25 protein-coding genes are annotated in these 25218 nt (G+C 60.7%); 12 read left to right on the top strand and 13 right to left on the bottom strand.

Annotated elements, in window-relative coordinates:
- Positions 1 to 5: 5 nt before the first annotated feature.
- The 4 genes from B4F27_RS04405 to B4F27_RS04390 all read right to left on the bottom strand — a co-directional run bounded on the left by B4F27_RS04405 (position 6) and on the right by B4F27_RS04390 (position 5128).
- The gene (locus B4F27_RS04405) at positions 6 to 2369 is read right to left on the bottom strand and encodes a xanthine dehydrogenase family protein molybdopterin-binding subunit (protein WP_286758968.1); all 2364 of its coding nucleotides are present in this window, start codon (positions 2367 to 2369) and stop codon (positions 6 to 8) included.
- Between the two features lie 193 nt (positions 2370 to 2562).
- Positions 2563 to 3048, bottom strand: coding sequence for a (2Fe-2S)-binding protein (locus B4F27_RS04400; protein ID WP_005853005.1), 486 nt, complete (start codon positions 3046 to 3048; stop codon positions 2563 to 2565).
- A gap of 131 nt (positions 3049 to 3179) precedes the next feature.
- A complete protein-coding gene (locus tag B4F27_RS04395) occupies positions 3180 to 4163 on the bottom strand; it encodes a molybdopterin-binding protein (protein WP_286758967.1) in 984 nt (327 codons plus the stop codon).
- Entirely contained in the window at positions 4160 to 5128 is a 969-nt protein-coding gene (locus B4F27_RS04390) for an XdhC family protein (protein ID WP_286758966.1), read from the bottom strand. The genes B4F27_RS04395 and B4F27_RS04390 overlap by 4 nt, the downstream gene beginning before the upstream one ends.
- Positions 5129 to 5282: 154 nt before the next feature.
- On the opposite strand from B4F27_RS04390, the gene B4F27_RS04385 reads away from it, so the two are divergent.
- The 3 genes from B4F27_RS04385 to grxD are packed head-to-tail and all read left to right on the top strand — an operon-like array spanning position 5283 to position 6128.
- Positions 5283 to 5519: a BolA/IbaG family iron-sulfur metabolism protein gene (locus tag B4F27_RS04385; RefSeq protein WP_005853000.1), complete on the top strand. Its 237-nt coding sequence runs from the start codon at positions 5283 to 5285 to the stop codon at positions 5517 to 5519.
- A gap of 4 nt (positions 5520 to 5523) precedes the next feature.
- A complete protein-coding gene (locus B4F27_RS04380; protein WP_009826787.1) occupies positions 5524 to 5769 on the top strand; it encodes a hypothetical protein in 246 nt (81 codons plus the stop codon).
- On the top strand, positions 5766 to 6128 hold the full coding sequence (gene grxD, locus B4F27_RS04375; RefSeq protein WP_009826786.1) for a Grx4 family monothiol glutaredoxin: 363 nt from the start codon (positions 5766 to 5768) through the stop codon (positions 6126 to 6128). The genes B4F27_RS04380 and grxD overlap by 4 nt, the downstream gene beginning before the upstream one ends.
- Positions 6129 to 6218: 90 nt before the next feature.
- Here grxD and B4F27_RS04370 read toward each other — a convergent pair whose 3' ends face one another.
- The 3 genes from B4F27_RS04370 to B4F27_RS04360 are packed head-to-tail and all read right to left on the bottom strand — an operon-like array spanning position 6219 to position 7473.
- Positions 6219 to 6575 carry an MliC family protein gene (locus B4F27_RS04370; RefSeq protein ID WP_286758965.1) on the bottom strand — a complete coding sequence of 119 codons (357 nt, stop codon included), beginning with the start codon at positions 6573 to 6575 and terminating at the stop codon, positions 6219 to 6221.
- A complete protein-coding gene (locus B4F27_RS04365; RefSeq protein ID WP_286758964.1) occupies positions 6572 to 6973 on the bottom strand; it encodes a cell division protein ZapA in 402 nt (133 codons plus the stop codon). Before B4F27_RS04365 ends, B4F27_RS04370 begins: the two co-directional genes overlap by 4 nt.
- Positions 6973 to 7473: a hypothetical protein gene (locus tag B4F27_RS04360; RefSeq protein ID WP_286758963.1), complete on the bottom strand. Its 501-nt coding sequence runs from the start codon at positions 7471 to 7473 to the stop codon at positions 6973 to 6975. The genes B4F27_RS04365 and B4F27_RS04360 overlap by 1 nt, the downstream gene beginning before the upstream one ends.
- Before the next feature lie 248 nt (positions 7474 to 7721).
- Here B4F27_RS04360 and tkt point away from each other — a divergent pair, with 248 nt between their 5' ends.
- Positions 7722 to 9737: a transketolase gene (gene tkt, locus B4F27_RS04355; RefSeq protein ID WP_286758962.1), complete on the top strand. Its 2016-nt coding sequence runs from the start codon at positions 7722 to 7724 to the stop codon at positions 9735 to 9737.
- 145 nt (positions 9738 to 9882) lie between these two features.
- Here tkt and B4F27_RS04350 read toward each other — a convergent pair whose 3' ends face one another.
- A complete protein-coding gene (locus B4F27_RS04350; protein WP_286758961.1) occupies positions 9883 to 10929 on the bottom strand; it encodes a transketolase in 1047 nt (348 codons plus the stop codon).
- Between the two features lie 290 nt (positions 10930 to 11219).
- Positions 11220 to 12215 carry a DUF808 domain-containing protein gene (locus B4F27_RS04345; protein WP_260002037.1) on the bottom strand — a complete coding sequence of 332 codons (996 nt, stop codon included), beginning with the start codon at positions 12213 to 12215 and terminating at the stop codon, positions 11220 to 11222.
- 192 nt (positions 12216 to 12407) lie between these two features.
- On the opposite strand from B4F27_RS04345, the gene gap (B4F27_RS04340) reads away from it, so the two are divergent.
- The 3 genes from gap (B4F27_RS04340) to gap (B4F27_RS04330) all read left to right on the top strand — a co-directional run bounded on the left by gap (B4F27_RS04340) (position 12408) and on the right by gap (B4F27_RS04330) (position 14732).
- Positions 12408 to 13409, top strand: coding sequence for a type I glyceraldehyde-3-phosphate dehydrogenase (gene gap, locus B4F27_RS04340; RefSeq protein ID WP_009826779.1), 1002 nt, complete (start codon positions 12408 to 12410; stop codon positions 13407 to 13409).
- A 64-nt stretch (positions 13410 to 13473) separates the two neighbouring features.
- Positions 13474 to 13617: a hypothetical protein gene (locus B4F27_RS04335; RefSeq protein ID WP_005852981.1), complete on the top strand. Its 144-nt coding sequence runs from the start codon at positions 13474 to 13476 to the stop codon at positions 13615 to 13617.
- Between the two features lie 113 nt (positions 13618 to 13730).
- Positions 13731 to 14732, top strand: a complete 1002-nt coding sequence (gene gap / locus B4F27_RS04330; protein ID WP_074635074.1) for a type I glyceraldehyde-3-phosphate dehydrogenase — start codon at positions 13731 to 13733, stop codon at positions 14730 to 14732.
- Positions 14733 to 14735: 3 nt separating this feature from the next.
- On the opposite strand, the gene coaD is transcribed toward gap (B4F27_RS04330), so the two are convergent.
- The 3 genes from coaD to B4F27_RS04315 all read right to left on the bottom strand — a co-directional run bounded on the left by coaD (position 14736) and on the right by B4F27_RS04315 (position 16705).
- Positions 14736 to 15230 carry a pantetheine-phosphate adenylyltransferase gene (gene coaD, locus B4F27_RS04325; protein WP_005852979.1) on the bottom strand — a complete coding sequence of 165 codons (495 nt, stop codon included), beginning with the start codon at positions 15228 to 15230 and terminating at the stop codon, positions 14736 to 14738.
- An 83-nt stretch (positions 15231 to 15313) separates the two neighbouring features.
- Positions 15314 to 15748 carry a CBS domain-containing protein gene (locus B4F27_RS04320; protein ID WP_005852978.1) on the bottom strand — a complete coding sequence of 145 codons (435 nt, stop codon included), beginning with the start codon at positions 15746 to 15748 and terminating at the stop codon, positions 15314 to 15316.
- Between the two features lie 60 nt (positions 15749 to 15808).
- On the bottom strand, positions 15809 to 16705 hold the full coding sequence (locus B4F27_RS04315; RefSeq protein WP_286758960.1) for a LysR family transcriptional regulator: 897 nt from the start codon (positions 16703 to 16705) through the stop codon (positions 15809 to 15811).
- A 212-nt stretch (positions 16706 to 16917) separates the two neighbouring features.
- Between B4F27_RS04315 and B4F27_RS04310 the strand changes: the two genes are divergently transcribed.
- From B4F27_RS04310 to B4F27_RS04290, 5 genes are all read left to right on the top strand, one after another.
- Entirely contained in the window at positions 16918 to 18417 is a 1500-nt protein-coding gene (locus tag B4F27_RS04310; protein ID WP_286758959.1) for a CoA-acylating methylmalonate-semialdehyde dehydrogenase, read from the top strand.
- 117 nt (positions 18418 to 18534) lie between these two features.
- Positions 18535 to 19677: an acyl-CoA dehydrogenase family protein gene (locus tag B4F27_RS04305; protein ID WP_009826773.1), complete on the top strand. Its 1143-nt coding sequence runs from the start codon at positions 18535 to 18537 to the stop codon at positions 19675 to 19677.
- Entirely contained in the window at positions 19674 to 20717 is a 1044-nt protein-coding gene (locus tag B4F27_RS04300) for an enoyl-CoA hydratase/isomerase family protein (protein ID WP_286758958.1), read from the top strand. Before B4F27_RS04305 ends, B4F27_RS04300 begins: the two co-directional genes overlap by 4 nt.
- Before the next feature lie 2 nt (positions 20718 to 20719).
- Positions 20720 to 21595 carry a 3-hydroxyisobutyrate dehydrogenase gene (mmsB, locus tag B4F27_RS04295; protein WP_286759140.1) on the top strand — a complete coding sequence of 292 codons (876 nt, stop codon included), beginning with the start codon at positions 20720 to 20722 and terminating at the stop codon, positions 21593 to 21595.
- 97 nt (positions 21596 to 21692) lie between these two features.
- Complete coding sequence (locus tag B4F27_RS04290) at positions 21693 to 22133, top strand: hypothetical protein (RefSeq protein ID WP_286758957.1); 441 nt, start codon at positions 21693 to 21695, stop codon at positions 22131 to 22133.
- A gap of 88 nt (positions 22134 to 22221) precedes the next feature.
- On the opposite strand, the gene uvrA is transcribed toward B4F27_RS04290, so the two are convergent.
- A complete protein-coding gene (uvrA, locus tag B4F27_RS04285) occupies positions 22222 to 25104 on the bottom strand; it encodes an excinuclease ABC subunit UvrA (RefSeq protein ID WP_037944026.1) in 2883 nt (960 codons plus the stop codon).
- Positions 25105 to 25218 lie beyond the last annotated feature (114 nt).

The raw sequence follows: 25218 nt of genomic DNA, 5'->3' as shown, positions 1-25218 counted from the left end.
CCGTCTTATCCGTTCATCGCCGCCCAAACCCGCGCCGGTGTGACAGGCATGTCGATATGTCCGACATCCTTACCGCCCGATCGCATGGCGTCCAACACCGCATTCACCACCGCAGGCGGCGACCCGATGGCCCCTGCCTCACCGCAGCCTTTCACGCCCAGGGGGTTGTGCGTACAGGGCGTCTGGCACGAATGGTCAACGGTATAGAACGGCAGATCGCTGGCCCGTGGCATCGCGTAATCCATGTAAGACGCGCTGAGCAACTGACCGTCGCTGTCATAGGCGCAATTCTCCATCAGCGCTTGCCCGATGCCTTGCGCGATCCCGCCGTGGACCTGACCGCTCACGATCATCGGGTTGACGATATTGCCAAAGTCATCCGCCGCCGCAAAACGGTCAATGGTGACATGGCCGGTTTCGGGGTCCAACTCGACCTCGCAGGCATAGGCACCGGACGGATAGGTAAAGTTCGACGGATCGTAGAAAGCCGTCTCTTCCAGACCCGGCTCGATATCCTCCAGCGGGTAGTTATGCGGTACATAGGCGGCCAGCGTCACATCCCCCCAAGCAACGGATTTATCCGTCCCCGCCACGGTAAAGGCCCCGTCTTTCAGCTCGATATCCCCTTCCGAGGCTTCCAGCAGGTGCGACGCGATCTTGGTGGCCTTGGCGATGATCTTCTCTGTGGCGCGGACCATGGCCGAGCCGCCAACCGCGAGGGAGCGCGAGCCGTAGGTGCCCATCCCCATCGGGGTGTTGGCGGTGTCACCATGCACGATCTCGACCATCTCTTCGGGAATACCGATCATCTCGGCGATCACCTGCGGGAAGGCGGTTTCATGCCCCTGTCCGTGGCTGTGGCTGCCGGTCATCACGACCAGACCGCCCGTCGCATTGACCCGCACGGTGGCGGATTCATAGAGACCCGCCCGCGCGCCGAGCTGCCCCACAAGGTTCGAGGGCGCGATGCCGCACGCCTCGATATAGCAGTTCACGCCGAACCCACGCAGCTTGCCCTTGGCCTCGCTTTCCTTGCGGCGCGCGTCGAAACCGGCGAAATCGGCGATCTCTTCAAGCTTGTCCATCGTGGCCACATAATCGCCCGTGTCATATTCCACCGCGACCGGCGTGGCATAGGGGAACTCGGTGATGAAATTCTGTCGCCGCAAGACAATCGGGTCGACCCCAAGCTCATGGGCGCATTTATCCACCAGCCGTTCCAGCTGATAGGTTGCCTCCGGCCGGCCCGCGCCGCGATAGGCATCGACGGGCACTGTGTTGGTAAACACGGCCTTTACGTTCACATAGATCAGCGGCGTCTTGTAGTTGCCCGCCATCAAGGTGCCGTGCAGCCATGTGGGCACCGACGGCGCGAAGGTCGACAGATAAGCCCCCATATTCGCGTAAGTGTCCGTGCGCAGCGCGGTAAAGTTATTGTCCGCGTCCAGCGCCATCTGGATCTTGGTCACATGGTCGCGCCCGTGGGCGTCGGACATGAAGGCCTCGGACCGGCTGGAGGTCCATTTCACCGGACGGTTACAGGCTTTGGCGGCAAAGGTGCAGAACGCCTCTTCCTGATAGTGGAAAATCTTGGTGCCGAAACCGCCGCCCACATCAGGGGCCACGACGCGCAGCTTGTGTTCGGGGATGCCCAGAACAAAGGCCCCCATCAGCAGGCGGATCACATGGGGGTTCTGGCTGGTGGTGTAAAGCGTATGATCGCCTGTCCCGCGTGCATAGTCGCCGACGGCGACGCGCGGCTCCATCGGATTGGCGACCAGACGGTTGTTGACCAGTTCCAACGTGGTGACATGGGCCGCGTCGTCAAAGGCCTTGTCCACGGCTGCCTTGTTCTCTTCGACAAAGCCCCAATCGTAGCAGAGGTTCGAGGTCAGATCGTCATGAACCTTGGGCGCGCCTTCCTGCACCGCCTGCTTCATATCGACGACGGCGGGCAGATCGCTGATATCGACGACGATCGCCTCTGCCGCGTCGCGGGCCTGCGACAGGGTTTCCGCCACGACAGCCGCAATCGGTTCGCCCACGTGGCGGACCTTGCCTTCGGCCAGTACGGGGTGGCGCGGCTCTTGCATGGGCGCGCCATGCTTGTCCGTGACCTGCCAGCCGCAGGGGATCGACCCGACCTCGGCGAAATCGGCACCGGTAAAGATCTTCACGACCCCCGGCATCCCCTCTGCCGCGGAGGTATCGACCGAATTCAGCACGCCATGGGCGATATCCGAGCGCAGAAAGAACACATGCGCCTGTCCGTGCAGGTTGATATCGTCGGTATAATTCCCCTCACCGGTCAAAAACCGGATATCCTCGCGCCGCTTGCTGCTGGCACCAATTCCGCCGTCCTTTGGCATGGTCAATTCCTCCCTATGGGGCACGGATCGGGTCCGCACCGTCGTATGTGGCTTTTGCGTTTGGCTTTATTCTTATGTCGTCAATCTATGGGTTGCTGCGGTTCCCCGTTTCACATGGGAAAGCGCGGTTTTCAGGATGGGTGCGCCGTGTCCTCCCGCCCCTGCATCAACAGGGCCGCACGTCGCACGGTGGTTATTCGGCAGCCAGCGCGCTGACGTCCTGACCGGATGCAGCCATGATCGCCTTGACGATGTTATGGTAACCGGTGCAGCGGCAGATATTGCCGTCCAGATAGTGCCGGACCTCTGCCTCGGTCGGCTTGGGATTGTCTTTCAGCAGCGCCGAGGCCGACATGATCATGCCCGGTGTACAAAAACCGCATTGCAGCCCGTGGTGGTCCTGAAACGCCTGTTGGATCACTGTCAGCGATCCATCGGGGTTGGCCATGGATTCGATCGTCTTGACCTCGGCCCCGTCCGCTTCGACCGCGAGCATGGTGCAGGCCTTGACCGCCTCTCCGTTGACATGAACCACGCAGGCCCCGCACTGGCTGGTGTCGCAGCCGATATGCGTGCCGGTCAGGCTCAGGTTTTCGCGCAGGAATGACGCCAGCAACGTGCGCCCTTCGACGGCACCGGATGCAGGTTTGCCGTTCACGGTCATTTTGACCTCGGTCATGATGTTCCTCCCGTTTTATGTCATGTGTTGGGTAGAGTTAAGCACGCCAAAGGGGCGTTGAGAACAGAAATTTTTCGCATGGGTTGAACTTCGCGGGCGCGGCGCGGCGACGGGCCTTGCGTCAGGGTCGGTCAGCCGCGTCTTGGTTGCGGGCGGGTGGCGATCTCTTTCAGCAAGCCGCCCACCCCCATGCGGGCGATATCGCGCGGGGATACCTCTATGCCGCAGATCACCCGCGACAGCACCCAATCCGCCCCATTCAACGCAGGCGCGCGCGCGCAGCCCGGCAGGCCGATCACCGGCGTATCGCCCATCTGCCCCAGAAACAGCAGATTGCCCGGATCAACCGGCATGCCAAAGCGCGAGACCTCTCCGCCCGCGGCGCGCAGGGCCTGCGGGGCCACGTCATCGATGTCAGAGGTGGCAGAGCCGGTGAGGATCAGCGTCAGCGCCGTATCCGCCGCCGCAATGGCATCGCGCAGGGCGGTGACCTCATGCGGGACCATGACGACTTTTTTCAGATCCACATCCAGCGCAGAAAGCCGGTCTGCGATGGCCTTTTTCCCCTTGTCGCCCGCGCCGCCGTCAATCTCGGTGATGATCAGCGTCGCGTCTTTGATCTGCGGCGGCACGAGCCGGATCGCACCGCGCCCCGCGTCGCAGGCGGCGGCAAGATCGCTTTGCGCGACGGCGTAAGAGATAATCTTGATCGTCGCCACCATGCCCCCCGCTGCCATCTGCTGGAACGGCGGGACCGTGGCCAGCGTGATCATCGGGTGCACGGCGTTCAACGCTTCAAGCGCGCCCACATCCAGCTGCGCCACCCCCGGCCCATCGGCCAGCAGGTTCACGCGGCCGGTAAAGGCGCGCGTCATCGTCAGATGGGGATGCGCCGCCAGAACGGCCTGCGCCACTTGTGCCGCGGCGGTGTTTTCATCCACATCCCCTGACGCGAGCTGCGCCACAATGATGCTGTCGATGCCCTCTGCCCGAAGCGCGGCAAGATGGGCGGGCTCAAGCCGTAACCCCTTGCGCAAACGGCCCGAGGGCAATGCGATGGAATGGGCCAGCACGGCACCCTCGGCCTGCGCCGTGTCGATGGGGCCGAACTTCACGGTTTTCTCAGGGCTTGGATCATCTGCGACAGGATCGACACCGCGATCTCGGGCGGGCTGGCGGCCCCGATGTCCAGCCCGACGGGGCCGTTGATGCGCGCGATGTCTGCGGCGGTAAAGCTCGCCTCTTCCAGCCGTGCCACGCGGGAGGCATGGGTGCGTTTCGATCCGAGCGCCCCGATATAGAAGGCGTCGGACCGGAGTGCGATATGCAGCGCGGGGTCGTCCAGTTTGGGGTCGTGGGTCAACAGCACAACGGCGCTGCGGGTATCGACGCCGACGGTGTCCATCGCCGCGTCCGGCCAGTCGTTGATCACCTGTGCATCGGGAAAACGCGCTTGCGAGCCAAAGGCCTCGCGCGGGTCGATGACCACGGCGTCAAAGCCCGCGACCTGCGCCATGGGCACCAAGGCTTGCGCGATATGTACCGCCCCGACGATAACCAGCCGCAGCGGCGGGTTGTGGATCGCGACGAATGTATCGCCATCCTCTTCAACGCCGGAACGGTCTATGCGAAAGCGGTCAGCATAGCCGCCCGTGACCAAGCGCCCCACCCCGCCCGACAGGGGCACCTGGTAGGCCACGGGCTGGCGCGCGGCGCGGGCGCGGACGAGGTCGCCCAGAACGTCAAACGGCATCGCCTTTTCGCCCACAGGTTCGACCAACACGCGAATCTTTCCGCCGCAGGCCAGCCCCACTGCAAAGGCGTCGCCATCGCTGACGCCATATTCCAGCAACCGCGGCGTGCCGTCCTCGATCGCCTCGAGCGCTTCAACCACCACGGCCCCCTCGACACAACCGCCCGAGACAGAGCCCTGCATCTCGCCATCTGCGGCGATTGCCAGCTGCGCGCCAACCCGTCGCGGAGCAGAGCCCCATGTCTCTACCACCGTGGCCAGCGCGGCCCCGCGGCCCGCTTGCGCCCATGCATAGGCGCGTTCCGGTGCGTTCTCGAAAATCTCCATGGCGGGTGGTCTCCTTACCTTGTCGCGGCGGCGACTGTTCTTATGTAGGGCGTCCCATGCCCCCGCTCAATGAGATAACGGGGAGATAACTTGCACGCCGCCCTGCACACTACTACATCTTGGGCAATGACATGCCAGACGGAGCGCCCCACACATGCCCATGCAAGCCCGCGAAATCGAAGACCTGCTGCGCGAGACCTTTCCAAACGCCAAGATCACCGTCGAAGGCAATGACGGCGTGCATATGGCCGCGATGATCATTGACGAAAGTTTCCGTGGCCAGAACCGCGTGCAACAGCAACGTGCCGTCTATGCCGCGCTCAAGGGCCGGATGGATGGTTCGAACGGCGATTTGCACGCGCTGGCGCTGACAACCAAAGCGCCGGATTGATCCGGTGGACCCGATCCTGGTCCTGATCCTCAGCGTCTTGGTGCTGATCGTGGCGGTTCTGCGCGGCCTGCAGGCGCTGAAACACACACGCGATACCGAACGCGGATCAAAGCCGGGCAAGGGCTATCACGAAATTGACGCGACCTATCATTCGGGTGGCGGCGGCGGCGGACATCAGACCAACTACCGCATCCCCCGCGACCCTCAAGAATACGCGAAACGCTTTATACCAAAGGACAAATCGAAATGACCGACGCAAAAACGCAAATTCAGGAAACCATCACCGCCAACCATGTTGTGCTGTTCATGAAAGGCAACAAAACAATGCCGCAGTGCGGGTTCTCGTCCCGTGTGGCTGGCGTGTTGAACTATATGAATGTCGACTACACCGACGTGAACGTATTGGCCGACGAAGAGCTGCGTCAGGGGATCAAGGATTTCTCTGACTGGCCCACCATCCCGCAGCTTTACGTCAAAGGCGAATTCGTTGGCGGCTGTGACATCATCACCGAAATGATGCTGTCGGGCGAGCTGGACACGCTGCTGGAAGACAACGGCGTCGCCTTTGACAAAGAAGCCGCAGACAAGATCCGCGAAGCCAACGGCTAAGCGGTCGGCTGATAAGAAACGGGTGCGCCTTGGATCAAGGGGCACCCGAACCGCGCCACGCATGTCGGCGCGCGCCCTGCATAGAACGCGTCACCGCGCCTGACACGCCGCGTAGAGCGTGACATCTTCATCCGCCGCCGCATCATGCCAGAATAGCGTCGCGGCGTCCCCCTTGGTCCACCAGACATAGCCGGAACCGTCCGAGGGCCATGCATAGCGCGCCCCTGATGCCGCGCGGGTCCGGACCAGCGTAACCATGCGGTTTTCCACATAAAGCACAGCCGTCGCCTCCCCCTGTTCGGGAGTGGTATAGGAAACCGGCACCTCGACCCCGCGCTCGCAGATATAGGTGGCGGTGACCGGCATGGCCTGCGCCAAAGCGCTGCCCCCTACCCCGAGCCACCACGCCGCCGCGGCCCCGAATGCGATGGCGCGCGGCTGGGTCACTGGGCCCCGTCTTTAGCCTTGTCTTCGATCTCGCTCGCCAAGGCTTCGGCGCGGGCGGCCATTTCGGCAAGGCTGTCGGTGACGCTTTGCGGGATGACAGGCACCTCGATCCGCTCGGGCTCCACCACGACATTGCGCAGGCTTGCAAGCTCTGCGTCACGCTCTGCCAGTTCGGCGCGGGCTTCCTTGATCTTATCCTCGACGCTGGCGGTTTTATCGGCAAGCAGCAGGCCCGCCATCAACAACATCCGCGCTTCGGGCATCCGGCCTACCTGATCCGACAACACCTGCGCTTCGTCGTCGAGCATCTTGGCTGCGGCGTGCAGGTAGTCTTCCTCGCCCTCTTGGCAGGAGACTTCGAATTGGCGACCGCCGATAGAGATGGAAACTTCGGGCATCAGGCAGACTCCTCGGCAGTGGGAACAAGCGGGGTAAGAACAGAGAGGATCGCGTCCGCCTCTGCCACATCGGCGCGACGGGCGGCATGCAGCGCGTCAAGCTCTGCCTGCAAGGCGGCATTGATCAGATCGGCGTCCCCCACCCCTTCGGCATTGGCTTCGCGCAGCGCAGCGCAGGCGTCGGCCAGCTGCGCATTGGCGCGGCGCACCCGCTGGATTTCCAGATCAAGCTTTTCGGTCTGGGCCTGTGCCGCGGCCGCACTGTTGTTGCGCGCCTGTGCTGTGGCCAGTTCAGCCCGCAGATGGGCGGTTTCATCGTCCAGCCGCTTTTTCAGGGCAGTGACCTGTTCAGAAAGCTCTGCGTTGACAGCGCGTTCCTGCGCAAGTTCTTCCGAAAGATCGGGGACCTCCGCCTTGGCGACGGCCAGTTTGTCAGCTCCGCGCGATGCCCTTTCAAGCGCCGCCAGAATACGGCCTTGCAAGTGTTCTATGTCGCTCATCGCAGGGTTCCTCGTAAAACGTCGTATGTCAGTCGTAAAATGCAGTTTGCCAACCATCGAATCGCTGGTCAACGTGGTTTCCGCTGATCCTACCGAAACCAAAGGCGGAATACTGCCCCTTTAAGAACAATGCCTTGGCCCGGCGGAAAAGCTCTGCTGCGGGCGATGCCCTCTGGGCCTTGATCTTTGCGGGGTGGCTGGTATTGATCCGCGCAATCCCTTTTCCCCCTTATAAGGAAGCTTGCACCGTGGATCTGAACGCCCTCGCCAAAGCCCATCCCGCCCATTGGTCCAAAGCGACCGCCATTCGCGCCCTGACGCTGGACGCTGTCGCCGCCGCCAATTCCGGCCACTCGGGCATGCCAATGGGCATGGCGGATGTCGCCACTGTTCTGTTCGAAAAGCACCTGAAGTTCGACGCGTCCAACCCGCTGTGGCCTGACCGCGACCGTTTCATCCTGTCGGCCGGCCACGGGTCCATGCTAGTCTATTCGCTGCTGCACCTGACCGGCTACGAACAATTCCCGCTCGAAGAGATCAAGAACTTCCGCCAGATGGGTGCACGCACCGCGGGCCACCCTGAAAACTTCCTTGCTGATGCGATTGAAACCACCACCGGCCCGCTGGGTCAGGGGATCGCGAACTCTGTCGGGTTTGCCATGGCCGAGGAAATCCTGCGCGCGCAATACGGCAAGAAAATCGTCGACCACTTCACCTATGTGATCGCGGGTGACGGCTGCCTGATGGAAGGCATCAGCCACGAGGCGATTGCCCTTGCGGGCCGCCACAAGCTGAGCAAGCTGATCGTGATGTGGGACAACAACGACATCACCATCGACGGGCCGGTATCGCTGTCCGACAAAGTGGATCAGGTCGCACGGTTCAAGGCGGCTGACTGGCACGTTATCGAAATCGACGGCCACAACCCCGACGAGATCGACGCCGCCCTGACCGAGGCGCGCAAATCCGATCTGCCCACGATGATCGCCTGCAAGACGCATATCGCGCTTGGTCACGCCGCGCAGGATACCTCGAAAGGTCACGGCGCGCTGACCGACGCGGACCAGATGGCCGCTGCCAAAGCCGCCTATGGCTGGACAACCGGCCCGTTCGAAGTCCCCGCCGACGTGAAATCCGCCTGGGAAGAGATCGGCAAACGCGGCGCAGACGACCGCCGCGCCTGGGAAGAGCGTTTCGACGCCATGTCGCGCACAAAGCGTGAAGAATTCAACCGCGCGCTGGCCGGTGACGCCCCCAAGAAGCTGAGCGCGACGATCAAGGCGTTCAAAAAGCAGACGTCGGAAAACGCGCCGAAACTGGCCACCCGCGCCAGCAGCGAAAAGACGCTGGAGGTGTTGAACCCGCTCTATACTGAAACCGTGGGCGGCTCCGCTGACCTCACCGGTTCTAACAACACCAAGACCGCTGATCTGGGCGTGTTTGACGTGGATAACCGTGGTGGGCGCTACGTCTACTGGGGGATCCGCGAACACGGCATGGCCGCCGCGATGAACGGCATGGCGCTGCACGGCGGTATCCGCCCCTACGGCGGCACCTTCATGTGTTTCACCGACTACGCCCGCCCCGCCATGCGCCTCGCCGCGCTGATGCAGGTGCCAAGCGTGTTTGTCATGACCCACGACAGCATCGGTCTGGGCGAAGACGGCCCGACGCACCAACCGGTCGAGCATCTGGCCATCAGCCGCGCGACACCCAACACCTATGTGTTCCGCCCCGCCGACACGGTTGAAACCGCAGAGGCCTGGGAAATCGCGCTGAGCAGCAAAAAGACACCGTCCGTGCTGTCGCTGACCCGTCAGGGCCTGCCCACCGTGCGGCTTGAGCACAAGAACAAGAACCTCACCGAACAGGGGGCCTATGTTCTGGCAGACGCCGAAGGCAAACGTCAGGTCATCCTGATCGCCACCGGCTCTGAAGTCGAGATCGCGCTGAAAGCCCGTGACCTGCTGCAAGCCGAAGGCATCGGCACCCGCGTCGTATCCATGCCCTGCATGGAACTGTTCGCCGCCCAAGACGAAGCCTACCGCCGCCGCGTCCTCCCCGCCGGCCCCGTCCGCGTCGGCGTCGAAGCCGCCGTACGCCAAGGCTGGGACCGCTGGCTGACTGGCGAGCGTGGCAAGTGGAACAAGGCCGATTTCGTCGGCATGGACCGCTTCGGCGCCTCCGCCCCCGCAGAAGAGCTGTTCGAAAAGTTCGACATCACCCCGCAGAATGTCGCCGACAAGGCCAAGGCGCTGCTGTGATCTGAACGGATACAGTCACAACGAAAAAGGGGGAGCATTTTGCTCCCCCTTTCTATTTTTGTACCACAATGTTGCGGGCCGTCTGACGCTGGCAAAAGCTGCGAGAGGCGTGGCGCATGCCCCTCGGTCTAACTTCAGCGTGGCCTCAAAAAATGGCGCGCGCGATCCGGATAAGTTGCAATGTTTCGAATGCGCTGTCCTGCAACGTCACCAGTTCACCATTCACAACAGCATAGTTATTGCCGGTCTCAAGCTGTGGCAATTTGTAGGTTTGGCGCAATTCGTTCTGCGTCAACGCCGCTGTAGGTGCTATGCGCACGCCGTCTGGTAGGTTTTCAACCCGCGCCAATTCATTGATCCGCAGTAGCGATGTGTAATCTTCTTGGGTGAGCAACACAGGCTGGCCATCGATCAACGCGTAGCGCTTGCCTGCCGGTGCGGGGCGAAGATCGTAAAGCGATGCAATCTGTTCCGAGCTGAGCAACAGAGTATCGTCGTCAAGGATGACGTCACGATTTGCATCTTCTTCGACAACCCCGTCCCGATCCGGCACCCTTTCGTCACCAATGACAATGTCCCGATCCAAGAATTCCGTACGCTGATCAAGGTAGATGGCGTCAAGCTGCTTATCGTCGTATGCCACCCATTCCTCATAGGTCACGCCTTTTTTGGCAAGTCCAGGGGGTACGCAAGGTGGGTCCATTTTTGCAAGGCCCGGTGGGCAGTTGCGATAGGTCAGCAGTTTTTCTTCGGGAACATCAGCAAAGGCGATTTGAGAGCCCAAGAGCGCGAGTGGCACGGCACCAAGTAGCACGCTCATGTCACGACCTTCAGGTGCGCGCACTTCGAGAACCTCGTTTGAAATACGCGAACGATCCTCCTTCGACCGTTTGACTTTCACTTTTACCTTTTCGTGCTTTTCAAGCTTCTTCTCTAGCTTCTTGGCCTGTTTCTCGTGTTTCTTCTTGTGTTTCTTCTCTTTCTTCCCGTGCTTGTCCTTCTTATGCTTTTCCTTCTTCGCCTTCTTGGGGCCCTTTTCCTTGTCGTTTTTGATCTTCACGATCTGGGAGTCCTGCCCCATAGGCACGGTCAGGGAAGACATTGTCGCACTGGGCAACGCGACCCCTGCGTTTAGAACGGGCGCTACGGCGCAAGCCAGAATGGTCGCACATGCGAGGGGGGTGAATTTCACGAAAAGACCTCCATATCAGAGTGGCGGATCAAGCATCCAGCACCGAGTTTCAAAAATGGACATGTCGGGGTGAACGTTTTGGCGTCCCATGCCTTACCGCTCAACCGACAAGGCGCGGCAAATGTTCCACCGCATGACAGCCTCAAGGGCTTTTCCTTCCGCAGCCCGCATTCGAATCTAGGGATTGTCTTCATAGGCAGGGTTCATAGGTGCGCCAACGATTAACCCCGACCAGCCATAAAAAAAGGGGCGCAAGCTGCGCCCCCTTCCGTTCCTCATATCCGCCCCGTTTACGCGTGTGCGCCGGCATCCTTGCGGTTGAAGACCGCGCGCCACAGCGGGGTGATGATCTTTTCGCCGACGGGGATCAGCACCAGCCCAAGGGCCAGACCAAAGACACCGTCCATCGCGGCTTTGGCGATCCATTCGGCGGCACCTTCATACGCGACCGGAACCATATGGCCGAAAGCGACGGCGTAGTCGTGGATCAGGTGGCCGAGGCCAGCAAAACCAAGTTCCTCCATACCGTGCACGATGATCGATCCGCCGACCCAGAGCATGGCCGCCGTCCCGATAATGGTCAGCGCCTTGAGGAACCACGGCATGCCGCGAACGATCCCGCGACCCAGACCACGGGTCAGGCCGAGATTGCCGTTCTTGGCCATATAAAGCCCCACATCATCCATCTTTACGATCAGCGCGACGGAGCCATAGACCGCGACCGTGATGATCACGGCGGCGGCGGCCAGCGCCCCGGCTTCCATCCAGAAATTTGACACCTCGAGGTTTGACAGCACGATGGTCATGATCTCGGCCGAGAGGATAAAGTCGGTCTTGATCGCACCTTTGGCCTTTTGCTCTTCCAGCTTGGCAGGGTCCTTGATCACCTTTTCATCGGCACCGGGGGGATGATCCTCGTGTCCTTTGCCCCCTACCCCAAGCGCATGGGCGATCTTTTCAGCGCCTTCAAAACATAAGTAGGCCCCACCCAACATCAACAAGGGCGCGATCAACCATGGCGCGAAATTCGACAGCAGCAAACCGGCGGGCAACAAGAAGACCAGCTTGTTCTTCAGCGATCCCTTGGTGATGCGCCAGATGATCGGCAGTTCGCGGTTGGCCTCGAAGCCGCTGACGTATTTCGGGGTCACGGCCGCGTCGTCGATGACAGCGCCCGCGGCCTTGGCGCTGGCCTTGGCAGCCTGGCCGAACACATCATCCACGCTGGCCGCGGCCACTTTTGCAATCGCTGCTACATCATCCAACAGGGCTAATAGGCCGCTCATTCAGTCTCTCCATATTTGTTGGCGTAAGGGTAGCGCAGCGCAGGCAGAAGGCAAAGCCGATCTGAGGGTTATCGCTAACACGAATATTTATCGCTAACATACGGAAATTAGGGGGATTTAGCCCTTTCCCCTGTTCACGACCACCAGATATAGAACCGGCAAAGTTACAGATCTTTGCCAAAGGACGCCCCCATGACCATCAAAGTCGGTATCAACGGATTTGGCCGCATCGGCCGCTGCACCCTGTCTCATATCGCGGCATCGGGCCGGGACGACATCGAGGTGGTGCGCATCAACGCGACCGGCCCGCTGGAGACTGCGGCACATCTGATCAAATACGATTCCGTCCACGGGCGTTTTCCCAATGAAGTCAAAGTCGGCAACGGCACGCTGGATCTGGGGCGCGGAGAGATGGAGGTCATGTCGACCTACCAGATGAACGAGCTGAACTGGGAAGGGTGCGACGTCGTGCTGGAATGCACCGGCAAGTTCAACGACGGGCTGCTGGCAAAGGTGCATCTGGATCAGGGCGCGAAACGCGTGTTGCTGTCGGCACCGGGCAAGAACGTCGACCGTACTGTGGTCTATGGTGTGAACGACGGCGAATTGCAGGCCTCGGACACGATGGTATCGAACGGGTCGTGCACCACCAACTGTCTGGCCCCGATGGCCAAGGCGCTGCATGATGCGTTCGGCATCGAAAGCGGCATCATGACCACCGTGCACAGCTATACCGGCGACCAGCCGACGCTGGACCGCCGCCACGAAGACCTGTACCGCGCGCGTGCCGCTGCGATGGCGATCATCCCGACCTCTACCGGTGCGGCGAAAGCCTTGGGCGAAGTGCTGCCCGCGCTCAAAGGCAAGCTGGATGGCACCGCCATGCGCGTTCCGACGCCAAACGTCAGCGCGGTTGACCTGACCTTTATGGCAGGCCGTGATGTCACGGTTGAAGAGGTCAACGAGGCCATGCGCGCCGCTGCAAACGGCCCGATGTCGCGGGTCTTTGCCTATGATGCGGAACAGAAAGTGTCGGTTGATTTCAACCACACCGAACATTCGTCGATCTTCGCGCCCGACCAGACCAAGGTCGTTGGCAACCGTCTGGTGCGTGTCCTGGCGTGGTATGACAACGAATGGGCCTTCTCTGTCCGTATGGCCGATGTTGCCGTTGCCATGGGCAAACTGGGCTAAGACTTGCGACGCGCGGGTTGCCCTGTCATATCTGGGCCACCCGCAGGCAAGGACCACCGCCCCCATGGACACCCCCATCGCTGTCTCTCTCGCTGCTGTACTGCTGACCGCACTAGGGATTGATGCGCTGATCTATGGCAGCGAACATCTGATTTTCCTGACCAAGAAATTTGTCGACCTGATCGAGTGGGTGGCGTTCTGGCGCTGATCCGACAGTCGGCCCCTTCCCTCCAATCGCTTCCGGCGCAATATTGCCCTGCACAGGTTGACTCTTTGTCATAAATGTCGATGTTAGCGCTATCACATTCAGGAGGACGCCCCATGGCTACCAAATTGGCAATCAATGGCTTTGGCCGTATCGGTCGTAATGTTTTGCGCGCGCTGATGGAGCGTGGCGACGATGATTTGCAGGTGGTGGCGATCAACGATCTCGCCCCGCTGGAAACCAACGCACATCTGTTCGAATTCGACTCGGTCCACGGGCGCTTTGGCCGTCCGGTCACCCTGGGCGACAACACGATGGATGTGGGCCAAGGCCCGATCCGCGTGACCGCAGAACGCGACCCCGCTGCCCTGCCGTGGGGCGATGTGGACATCGTGCTGGAATGCACCGGCATCTTCACCACGCGCGAGGCGGCGGCCAAACATCTGGCGAATGGATCGAAACGGGTCGTCATCTCTGCCCCCGGTAAAGACGCCATGAAAACAATCGTCTACGGTGTGAACCACGATCTGATCACCGCCGAAGACACGGTGCTGAGCAACGCCTCCTGCACCACCAACTGCATGGCACCGCTGGCCAAGACCCTGCATGACGCCTTCGGTATCAAGCACGGCCATATGACCACAATCCACAGCTACACCGGCGACCAGCCGGTGCATGACACGGCGCACAGCGACCTGTACCGTGCCCGCGCCGCGGCGCTGTCGATGATCCCCACCACCACCGGTGCGGCCAAGACACTGGGTAAAGTGCTGCCCGAGCTTGACGGGCTGATCGGCGGCACCGCGATCCGCGTGCCCACACCGAATGTATCCTGTGTCGATCTGGTGGTCGAACTGTCGAAAGAAGCCACGGTGGAGGAGGTCAACGCCACCCTGCGCACCGCCGCCGAAGGCCCGCTGAAAGGCATCCTTGGTCTGGTTGAACGTCCTCTGGTGTCGATCGACCTGAACCACGATTCACATTCCTGTGTCGTGGCCCTTGATCAGACCTCTGTCCAAAGCGGGACACAGCTGCGGGTTCTGGGCTGGTATGACAACGAATGGGGGTTCTCGAACCGTATGCTCGACACCTCGCGCGAGGTTGCGAAAACCCTCTGATCGTTATTGCGAGAAACGCTTTAACAGCTCGGCATTGACGGCGGGCGTCACAAATTTGCTGACGTCCCCGCCAAGCCGGGCGATTTCCTTGACCAAACGGCTGGCAATCGCCTGATGCTCGGCCTCTGCCATCAAGAAGACCGTCTCGACGCTGTCATCCAGCTTACGGTTCATCCCCACCATCTGATACTCGTACTCGAAATCCGCCACGGCCCGCAGCCCGCGGATGATCATCTGTGCCCCCACATCATGGGCGCAATCGATCAGCAGGTTCTCGAAGGGATGCACCACGATCTCTGTCCCGGTCTCCTGGTTCAGCTTGCGGCATTCCTCTTCGATCTGGGCGACACGCTCTTCCAGCTCGAACAATGGCCCCTTATCGCGGTTGATCGCGACCCCGATCACCAGTTTATCAACAAGCGTCGCCGCCCGCCGGATGATGTCGATGTGACCCAAAGTAATAGGGTCGAAGGTGCCGGGGTAAAGGCCTACGCGCATGGGAGAGTCCAGTCATTTCAAGTCGTTATTCGAAGTGCAAGCAAGCATTTACACCGCGAAGATGCAACGCCAATTTCGGTGGGCTAGTGGCCCCTGATCATCCCCTCCAGGGCGTCTTTCTCCATCGAAAGCTCCATCAGGCGGGCCTTGACCACATCCCCCAAAGAGATCAGGCCGATCAGAACCCCATCCTCCAAAACAGGCATGTGGCGAAAGCGGCCTTGCGTCATCTTGGCAAGGATATCATCCGCGGTTTCATCCTTGGCGCAGGTGATCAAATCGCGCGTCATCAGCGCCTCTACGGTGTCGTCCAGACAACCGCCGCCCTCGCGGCCAAGGGTGCGCACGATGTCACGCTCCGACAGGATACCATCGGGCGTTTTGCCGTCCGCTGACACGACCAAGGTCCCGATCCGCTTTTCCGACAACATCGCCGCCGCCTGCGAGATACGCGTGCCCGGTTTTACCGTCGTAACACTGTCATCCGCTTTGGTTTTCAGGATTTGGGAAACTAGCATGGTCGGCCCCTTCGCAAGAATATTACCTATAGGTCAGGTTCCCTTTAATACTGTTGCGTGTCAAGCAATTGCCTCCAGTTTCGCCACTTCGGCGCGGACGCCCTGCGCCAGAGCTTCCGCAACGCGGCTCAGACGCAGATTGCGGCGGTCGTCTTCGTGGCGAATCAAATAAAAGGCGCGGCTCAGATGCACGTCACCGGTCAGGATGCGCGTCACCCCCGGCGTCGCAGGGAGCGAGAAATCATGCACAATCCCGACGCCGCCCCCTTGCCGGATCATATTCACCTGAACGGACACGGAATTAGAGGCCAGAGGCACCCGCGTCATGCCAAGCTCCGCCAGATAATCAAGCTCGCGATCAAAGATCATGTCGGGAATATACCCCACCAACCGGTGCCCCTGCAGGTCTGCAACGGTCCGGATCGCGGGGCGCGCGGCAAGATAGCTGTCGGCGGCGGCAAGATGCAGCTGGTAGTCGGCGATTTTCTGCACAACCAGCCGCCCCGCCGTGGGCGCGCTGACCCCGATCGCCATATCCGCCTCGCGCCGCGACAGGTTGAACACCCGCGGCAGGGCGACAATCTGGATATCAAGCCCCGGATTATCCGCCACCAAACGGGCGCAGACCTGTGGGAGTAGATAGTTGGCGCAGCCGTCCGGTGCCCCGATCCTGATCTGCCCTGCCAATTGATCCGACGGCACGACCACATCCGCCGTGGCCTGCCGCATCGCCTGCTCTGCGGCTTCGGCGCGCGACAGCAACTGCACGCCCGCCTCGGTCAGCGCGTAGCCCGAGGGCGATTTCACGAATAATACCGCCTGCATGGTCTTTTCCAGCCGCGCCATGCGTCGCCCCAAGGTCGCGGGGTCCAACCGCAACAGCTTCCCCGCGCCCGATAGGCTCTGCTCGCGCGCGACGGCCAGAAACAGCCGCAGGTCGTCCCAGTTCCCCATCATCGGCCACGGCTCCTTTCACGCTTCGTTTTCTGCACAGACTTCATTTTGCCCGTAAACTCCGGGGGCGTCCGAAGGACGGGGGCAGCGCCCCACCCTACCCTTTCAGCCCGCGCAAGGCTTTGCAATAATGCAAAACGATTTTGACGCCATGCCTCTTTTGCTTTGTTTTTTGCAAGGCTAACCTGCCGCCAAACGCACAGAAGGAGCATTCCATGCAAGAGTTGACCCATTACCTGAACGGTGCCCACGTCAAAGGCACGTCAGGCCGCTTTGCCGACGTGTACAACCCCGCAACCGGCGAAGTGCAGGCGAAAGTCCCGCTGGCTGGCGAGGCAGAGCTGGATCAGGCCGTAAAATACGCCATGGCCGCGCAACCCGCATGGGCCGCGGTGAACCCCCAGCGTCGGGCGCGGGTCATGATGAAGTTCGTGGACCTGCTGAACCGCGATATGGACAAGCTCGCCGAAGCGCTGAGCCGCGAACACGGCAAGACCCTGCCCGATGCCGCCGGTGACGTGCAGCGCGGTCTGGAAGTGGTGGAATACTGCATCGGCGCACCCGAGTTGCTGAAAGGCGAATTCACCGACAGCGCGGGCCCCGGCATCGACATGTATTCCATGCGCCAGCCCCTTGGCGTCTCCGCAGGCATCACGCCGTTCAACTTCCCCGCCATGATCCCGATGTGGATGTTCGCCCCCGCCATCGTCTGCGGCAACGCCTTCATCCTCAAACCGTCCGAGCGTGATCCATCCGTGCCCCTGATGCTAGCCGAACTGCTGGAAGAAGCGGGCCTGCCCAAAGGTATCATTCAGGTCGTCAATGGCGACAAGGAAGCGGTTGACGCGATCCTGCATCACCCTGTCATTCAATCGGTGGGCTTTGTCGGCTCAACCCCCATCGCCGAATATATCTACGGCACGGGCTGCGCGAATGGCAAACGCGTCCAATGCTTTGGCGGTGCCAAGAACCACATGATCATCATGCCGGACGCCGATCTGGACCAGGCCGCGGACGCGCTGATCGGCGCGGGCTATGGCGCGGCGGGCGAACGCTGCATGGCGATCTCGGTCGCTGTGCCTGTGGGCGAGGAAACCGCCGACCGTCTGATCGAAAAGCTGGTGCCGCGCATCGAGAAGCTGAAAGTCGGGCCGTATACCTCGGGCAATGACGTCGATTACGGCCCCGTGGTCACCGCAGCCGCGAAGGCAAACATCGAACGGCTGGTACAAACTGGCGTCGATCAGGGGGCCACGCTGGTTGTCGACGGGCGCGACTTTAAGCTGCAAGGCTACGAGGAAGGCTTCTTTGTCGGCCCGCACCTCTTTGACAACGTCACCCCCGATATGGACATCTACAAGCACGAGATCTTCGGGCCGGTTCTGTCCACCGTCCGCGCCAAAACCTATGAAGAGGCGCTTGGTCTTGCGATGGATCACGAAATGGGCAACGGCACCGCGATCTTTACCCGTGACGGCGACGCGGCGCGTGACTTTGCGGCGCGCGTCAACGTCGGCATGATCGGGATCAACGTGCCGATTCCCGTGCCGCTCGCCTATCACACCTTTGGCGGCTGGAAGAAATCGGTCTTTGGCGACCTGAACCAGCACGGGCCGGATGCGTTCAAATTCTACACACGCACCAAAACCGTGACCTCGCGCTGGCCCTCGGGCATCAAAGAAGGTGGCGAGTTCAACTTCAAGCCGATGGAATAAGCCCCATCCTCACCCTTCGGCGGCTTCCCCGCCGGAGGGTGCTTGCGCGACGCCCACGTGCATGCTTACAATTAAACACACGTTCAATTCGACCGGTCTTGGGAGGGATCACCGTTTATGGATTTCGCACTTTCAGAAGAGCAAACCGCGATTTTCGACATGGCCTATGGCTTTGGCCAGGAACATATCGCCCCTTTCGCCCAGAAGTGGGAGAAAGACGAAACAATCCCCAAAGACCTTTGGCCCAAGATTGCAGAGCTGGGCTTTGGCGGGCTTTACGTGTCCGAGGATGCGGGCGGATCCGGCCTGACGCGGCTTGATGCGACGCTGGTGTTCGAAGCGCTCAGCATGGCTTGCCCGTCGGTCGCGGCCTTTCTGTCGATCCATAACATGTGCGCCAAGATGCTGGACAGCTTTGCCAGTGACGACCTCAAGTCGCGGATCATGCCCGACATCCTGAGCATGAACACCGTGCTCAGCTATTGTCTGACGGAACCCGGATCGGGCTCTGACGCGGCGGCGCTCAAGACGAAATGTACCCGCACGAACGAAGGCTACACCCTGAACGGCACCAAAGCGTTCATCTCGGGCGGCGGCTATTCCGACGCCTATGTCGCGATGGTGCGCACCTCGGATGATGGGGCCGCGGGCGTGTCCACCGTCTATGTCGAAGACGGGACCGCAGGGCTGTCCTTTGGCGGACTAGAGGATAAAATGGGCTGGCGCAGCCAACCCACGTCCCAAGTGCAGTTTGACGATTGCAACATTCCTGCCGGAAATCTCGTGGGTGAAGAGGGAAAGGGTTTCAAATATGCGATGATGGGGCTGGATGGCGGCCGTTTAAACATCGCCGCCTGTTCCTTGGGTGCCGCACAGACCGCGCTGAACGCCACGCTCACCTATATGGGCGAGCGTAAAGCATTCGGCAAACCCATCGACCAGTTTCAGGGTCTGCAATTCCGCCTTGCCGAGATGGAGATCGAACTGCAAGCCGCCCGTGTCTTCCTGCGCCAGGCCGCGTGGAAGCTGGACACGGGCGCCCCGGATGCCACCAAGTTCTGCGCCATGGCCAAGAAGTTCGTGACAGAGGCAGGCAGCAAGGTCGTCGATCAATGTCTGCAACTCCACGGCGGCTATGGCTATCTGGCGGATTACGGCATCGAAAAGCTGGTGCGTGACCTGCGCGTCCACCAGATCCTTGAAGGCACCAACGAAATCATGCGCGTCATCGTGGCGCGGGATATGCTGAAGAACCGATGACCGATATCTCCATCCGTATTTCAGGGCGCGCGGGTCGGATCACCCTCACCCGCCCCCAAGCGCTGAACGCCATGACCTACGACATGTGTCTGGCCATCGAAGACGCCTTTGACGCATGGCAGCATGACCCGAACGTCGATCTGATCATCCTTGACGCCGAAGGGGATCGCGCCTTTTGCTCGGGCGGAGACATCGCCGAACTTTACGCCACGGGCACCAAGGGAAACTATGCCTACGGGCGCAAATTCTGGGCGGATGAATACCGGCTGAACGCCAAGATCTTCGCCTATACCAAGCCCGTCGTCTCCTTCTTGCAGGGGTTCACCATGGGCGGCGGCGTGGGCATCGGCTGTCACGGCTCGCACCGCGTGGTGGGTGAAAGCAGCCAGATCGCGATGCCGGAATGTGGCATTGGTCTGGTGCCCGATGTCGGCGGCAGCCTGATGCTGGCGCTGGCCCCCGGACGGGTGGGCGAATATCTGGGCACAACCGCGTCACGCATGAAGGGTGAAGATGCAATTTACGTAGGTTTTGCAGATACCTACATCGAAGAGTTAAACTGGCCCGACGTGATCGCCGCGCTTGAGAATTCAGGCGATGTGGCCATTCTGGAAACCGCAAGCACCACGCCGCCTGCCTCTGCACTAGAGGCGCAGGCGGCCGAGATTGACAGCTTCTTTGGCGGCGAAACGCTGGCGGATATCCTCAACGCCCTGCGCGCATCCGACAGCGAATTTGCCGCAGACACGCTCAAGAAAATGCAGCGCAGCAGCCCGTTGGCGATGGCCTGCACGGTCGAGATCATCCACCGTCTGCGCGGCCCCTCGCTGAGCATCGAGAAGACGTTGGATATGGAATACCGATTTACCTTCCGCGCGATGGAGCATGGCGACTTCCTTGAAGGGATCCGCGCGGCGATCATCGACAAGGACCGCAGCCCCAACTGGCAATATGCCGATATGAACGTCCCCCTTGCCGCGACAGCCAAGATGCTGCGCCCGCTGGCCGAGGACGCCCTGACACTGGAGAGAACCACATGAGCATGAAGATCGGATTTATCGGACTGGGCAACATGGGCGCGCCTATGGCGACCAACCTCGCCAAAGCGGGCCACGACGTGGCGGGCTTTGACGTGGCGGGCACCACGGCAGAGGGCGTGCGCCTTGCAGACAGCCTTGAAGCCGCCGTGGCGGGCATGGACGCGGTGATCACAATGCTGCCCAACGGGTCGATCCTGCGGCAAGTGGCGGCGCAGGCGATCCCCCATATGGCGCAGGGCACGCTGTTCATCGACTGTTCCACCGTGGATGTGGAAAGCGCGAAGAACACCGCGCAAGCTGCTGAAGAGGCAGGTATAATGTCCGTTGACGCCCCCGTGTCTGGCGGTATCGGCGGGGCATCTGGCGGCACGCTGACCTTTATGGCCGGCGGGTCGACGCAGGCCTTTGCCAAGGCCAAGCCCCTGTTCGACATCATGGGGCAAAAGGCGGTGCATTGCGGCGATGCCGGTGCGGGGCAAGCGGCGAAGATTTGCAACAACATGATCCTCGGCGTCACCATGATCGCCACCTGCGAGGCCTTTGCACTGGCCGACAAACTGGGGTTGGACCGGCAGAAGATGTTCGACGTCGTCAGCACCTCGTCGGGCTACAGCTGGTCGATGAACGCCTATTGCCCTGCCCCCGGTGTTGGCCCCACCTCGCCCGCAGACAATGGCTACACACCGGGCTTCGCGGCGGAGCTGATGCTCAAGGATCTTGGGCTGTCGCAGCAGGCAGCAGAGATGGCAGATGCAGACACCCCGATGGGAGAGCTCGCCCGCGCGCTCTATGCCCAATTCGTCGAGAACGAAGACGGAAACGGCAAGGATTTCTCTGCCATGCTGCCCCGTTTCGAAACCCGCGGCCGCAACGGCTGACGGGAAAAGAAAGCGGGTTCCCGCCGTCTCGTCCCAGCGACGGAAACCCGCGCGCCGTTCGTTTGTTACTGTATCGACACTGTAACGGAGAACGAGCATGAAAACCCTTACCCTCGCCGCAAGCGCCTTCGCCGTGCTGGCCTTCAGCCCGGCCGTACAGGCGGCCTCTGCCTCCTATGGCGCGTCGGGGCATTACGATGTCGCGGCACCACAGGTGATCTTGGCCAAGCATGATAAGCACGATGACAAAAAGCATCAAAAGCAGCACAAGAAAGCTGTTAAAGAATACAAAAAGGCGATCAAGAAACACGAGAAGCAGCACAGCGACAACGGGCGTCATCTTGCCAAAGGGCATGACAAGCATCAACACGCCAAGGGCGACAAGCTGACGCGCTACGTCGTGATCGAACAGCCCCACCGGCATGGGCTGACCCGCTACAACCGCTACGTTCAGGACGACGGCTATGTCTATGCCGTGGACCCGCAAACCAACGACGTACTGGCGCTGATCGGTCTGGCATCGCGCCTTCTAAACTAAACTGCGCCGCGAAATCCTAAGATTTCATGAAAAATGCCCCGCCTGAGTAGGACGGGGCATTTTTATGTCTACCGCATTGTTGGCAATGCTATTCGGCAGCAACCTTACGCGGGGCGAGCATCGGTTTGAGGTAGTGGCCGGTATAGCTCCCCTCGACCTCGGCAACCTGTTCAGGCGTGCCGGTCGCGACCACCTGCCCGCCGCCATCACCGCCTTCTGGACCAATGTCGATGATATGGTCCGCGGTCTTGATGACATCGAGGTTGTGTTCAATGACGACCACAGTATTGCCCTGATCCACCAGCTCGTGCAGCACCTCTAACAGTTTGCGCACGTCTTCAAAGTGCAAACCCGTGGTCGGTTCATCCAGGATATACAGCGTCCGGCCCGTAGAGCGTTTGCTGAGTTCTTTCGACAGTTTGACGCGCTGCGCCTCCCCGCCCGACAGCGTCGTCGCCTGCTGACCCACCTTGATGTAGCCCAGGCCCACACGCATCAGCGCATCCATTTTTTCGCGGATGCTGGGGACCGCCTGGAAGAAGCTCTGCGCGTCCTCGACAGTCATATCCAGCACGTCAGCGATGGATTTGCCCTTGAACTTCACCTCAAGCGTTTCGCGGTTATAGCGCTGGCCTTTGCAGGTTTCACATTCGACATAGACATCCGGCAGGAAGTGCATCTCGATCTTGATGACACCGTCGCCCTGACAGGCCTCGCAGCGTCCGCCCTTGACGTTAAAGCTGAAACGCCCGGGCTTGTACCCGCGCGCCTTGGCTTCGGGCAGACCGGCGAACCAGTCGCGGATCGGGGTGAAGGCACCGGTATAGGTCGCCGGGTTCGACCGCGGCGTGCGCCCGATGGCGCGCTGGTCAATGTCGATCACCTTGTCCAGATGCTCCAATCCCTTGATGGTCTCGCACGGCGCGGGCGTCTGGCGCGCCCCGTTCAGGTTCATCGACGCGGTCTTGAACAAGGTCTCGATCGTCAGGGTAGACTTCCCGCCGCCTGACACACCCGTCACGCAGACGAATTTGCCCAATGGATAGTCGACCGTGACATTCTGAAGGTTGTTCCCCGTCGCCTTGACCACGCGGATTTTCTTTTTGTTGCCCTTGCGCCGTTTGGCGGGCACCGCGATCTCGCGTTTGCCGGTAAGGTATTGGCCTGTCAGCGAATTCGGATCATTGGCGACCTCTTGCGATGTCCCGTGGCTGACCACCTGCCCGCCGTGCACACCGGCCCCCGGCCCGATATCAAACACATAATCCGCCTCGCGGATCGCCTCTTCGTCGTGTTCAACGACGATGACCGTATTGCCCTGATCCCGCAGGTTTTTCAGGGTCTGGAGCAAGCGGTCATTATCGCGCTGGTGCAACCCGATCGAGGGTTCGTCAAGCACGTAAAGCACCCCTGTCAGCCCCGACCCGATCTGCGAGGCAAGCCGAATACGTTGGCTTTCCCCCCCGCTGAGCGTCCCGCTAGAGCGTGCCAGCGTCAGATACTCCAACCCGACATTGTTCAGGAATCCCAGACGTTCGCGGATTTCCTTGAGGATCGCACGCGCGATCTCGTTCTTCTGAACGGTCAGGTAATCGGGCACTTTGGTGCACCAGTCAAAAGCTTCGCGGATCGACATTTCAACGACTTGTCCGGCATGCAGCAGCGTATCGCTATCGCCATCCGACGGGCCGATCTTGACAGCAAGTGCTTCTGGTCGCAGGCGGTAGCCGTTGCAGGTGCCACAGGGGCGGTTGTTCTGGTAGCGTTCGAATTCTTCGCGGATCCAGTTGCTATCCGTCTCGCGGTAGCGGCGCTCCATATTGGGGATCACCCCTTCGAACACGCGGCTGACCTCGTACACACGACCGCCTTCGTCATAGCGGAACTTGATCTCTTCCTTGCCGGAGCCATGCAGGAACACCTGCTGCACCTTCTCGGGCAGATCTTTCCATCGCGTATTTTCACTAAATTGATAGTGTTTTGCGATGGCTTCAATCGTTTGCTTGAAATACGGGGACTTACCCTTGCGCCACGGGGCCAGCGCACCGTCATAGACCTTGAGGTTCTGGTCGGGCACCACAAGGCGTTCATCAAAAAACAACTCCTTGCCCAGACCATCACAGGACGGACAGGCACCGAAAGGAGCGTTGAATGAAAACAGACGCGGCTCGATTTCGGGGATCGTGAAGCCGCTGACAGGACAGGCGAATTTTTCGCTGAAGGTATGACGCTCGGGCTCGCCCTCGGTCGGGGCGGTTTCCAGCACGGCGATCCCATCGGCCAGATCAAGCGCTGTGCGCAGGGAATCCGCCAAGCGCGTCTCTAGCCCCTCGCGGACCACGATACGGTCGACAACCACGTCGATGTCATGGCGGAACTTCTTGTCCAGCGTGGGCGGCTCGTCCAGTTCGTAGAAGTCGCCGTTCACTTTTACTCGCTGAAAGCCCTGCTTGCGCAGCTCAAGGAACTCTTTGCGGTACTCGCCCTTCCGGTCACGAATGATCGGGGCCAGCAGATAGGCGCGCGTGCCTTCGGGCATGGTCATCACGCGGTCGACCATATCCTGCACCTGCTGCGCCTCGATCGGCTTGCCGGTCGCGGGGGAATAGGGCGTGCCGACGCGCGCAAAAAGCAGGCGCATATAGTCATAAATTTCGGTGACCGTCCCCACGGTAGAGCGGGGGTTTTTCGACGTGGTCTTCTGTTCAATCGAAATCGCTGGCGACAGGCCGCTGATGTGATCCACATCGGGTTTCTGCATCATATCAAGGAATTGCCGCGCATAGGCGCTGAGCGATTCCACATAGCGTCGCTGCCCTTCGGCATAGATCGTGTCGAACGCGAGGCTCGATTTACCCGACCCGGAAAGCCCGGTAATCACAACCAGCTTATCGCGCGGAATGTCCACGTCGATGTTCTTTAGATTGTGTTCGCGCGCGCCGCGCACTTCGATGTTCTTTAGCTCAGCCATATCGGACCCCCGTTAACGCTTAGTACATAGGTGCGTGCTACGGATTCTCCAACGAAAAAATAAGAACACAAGGGGAACGACATTATCGCGGCGCATTTTGGGCTGCCATTACGA

Source organism: Sulfitobacter sp. UBA1132 (genome assembly GCF_002311545.1).
Lineage (GTDB): Bacteria > Pseudomonadota > Alphaproteobacteria > Rhodobacterales > Rhodobacteraceae > Sulfitobacter > Sulfitobacter pontiacus.
Note: the sequence above shows the minus strand (reverse complement) of the source record. Positions and strands in the feature narration are given on the sequence as shown.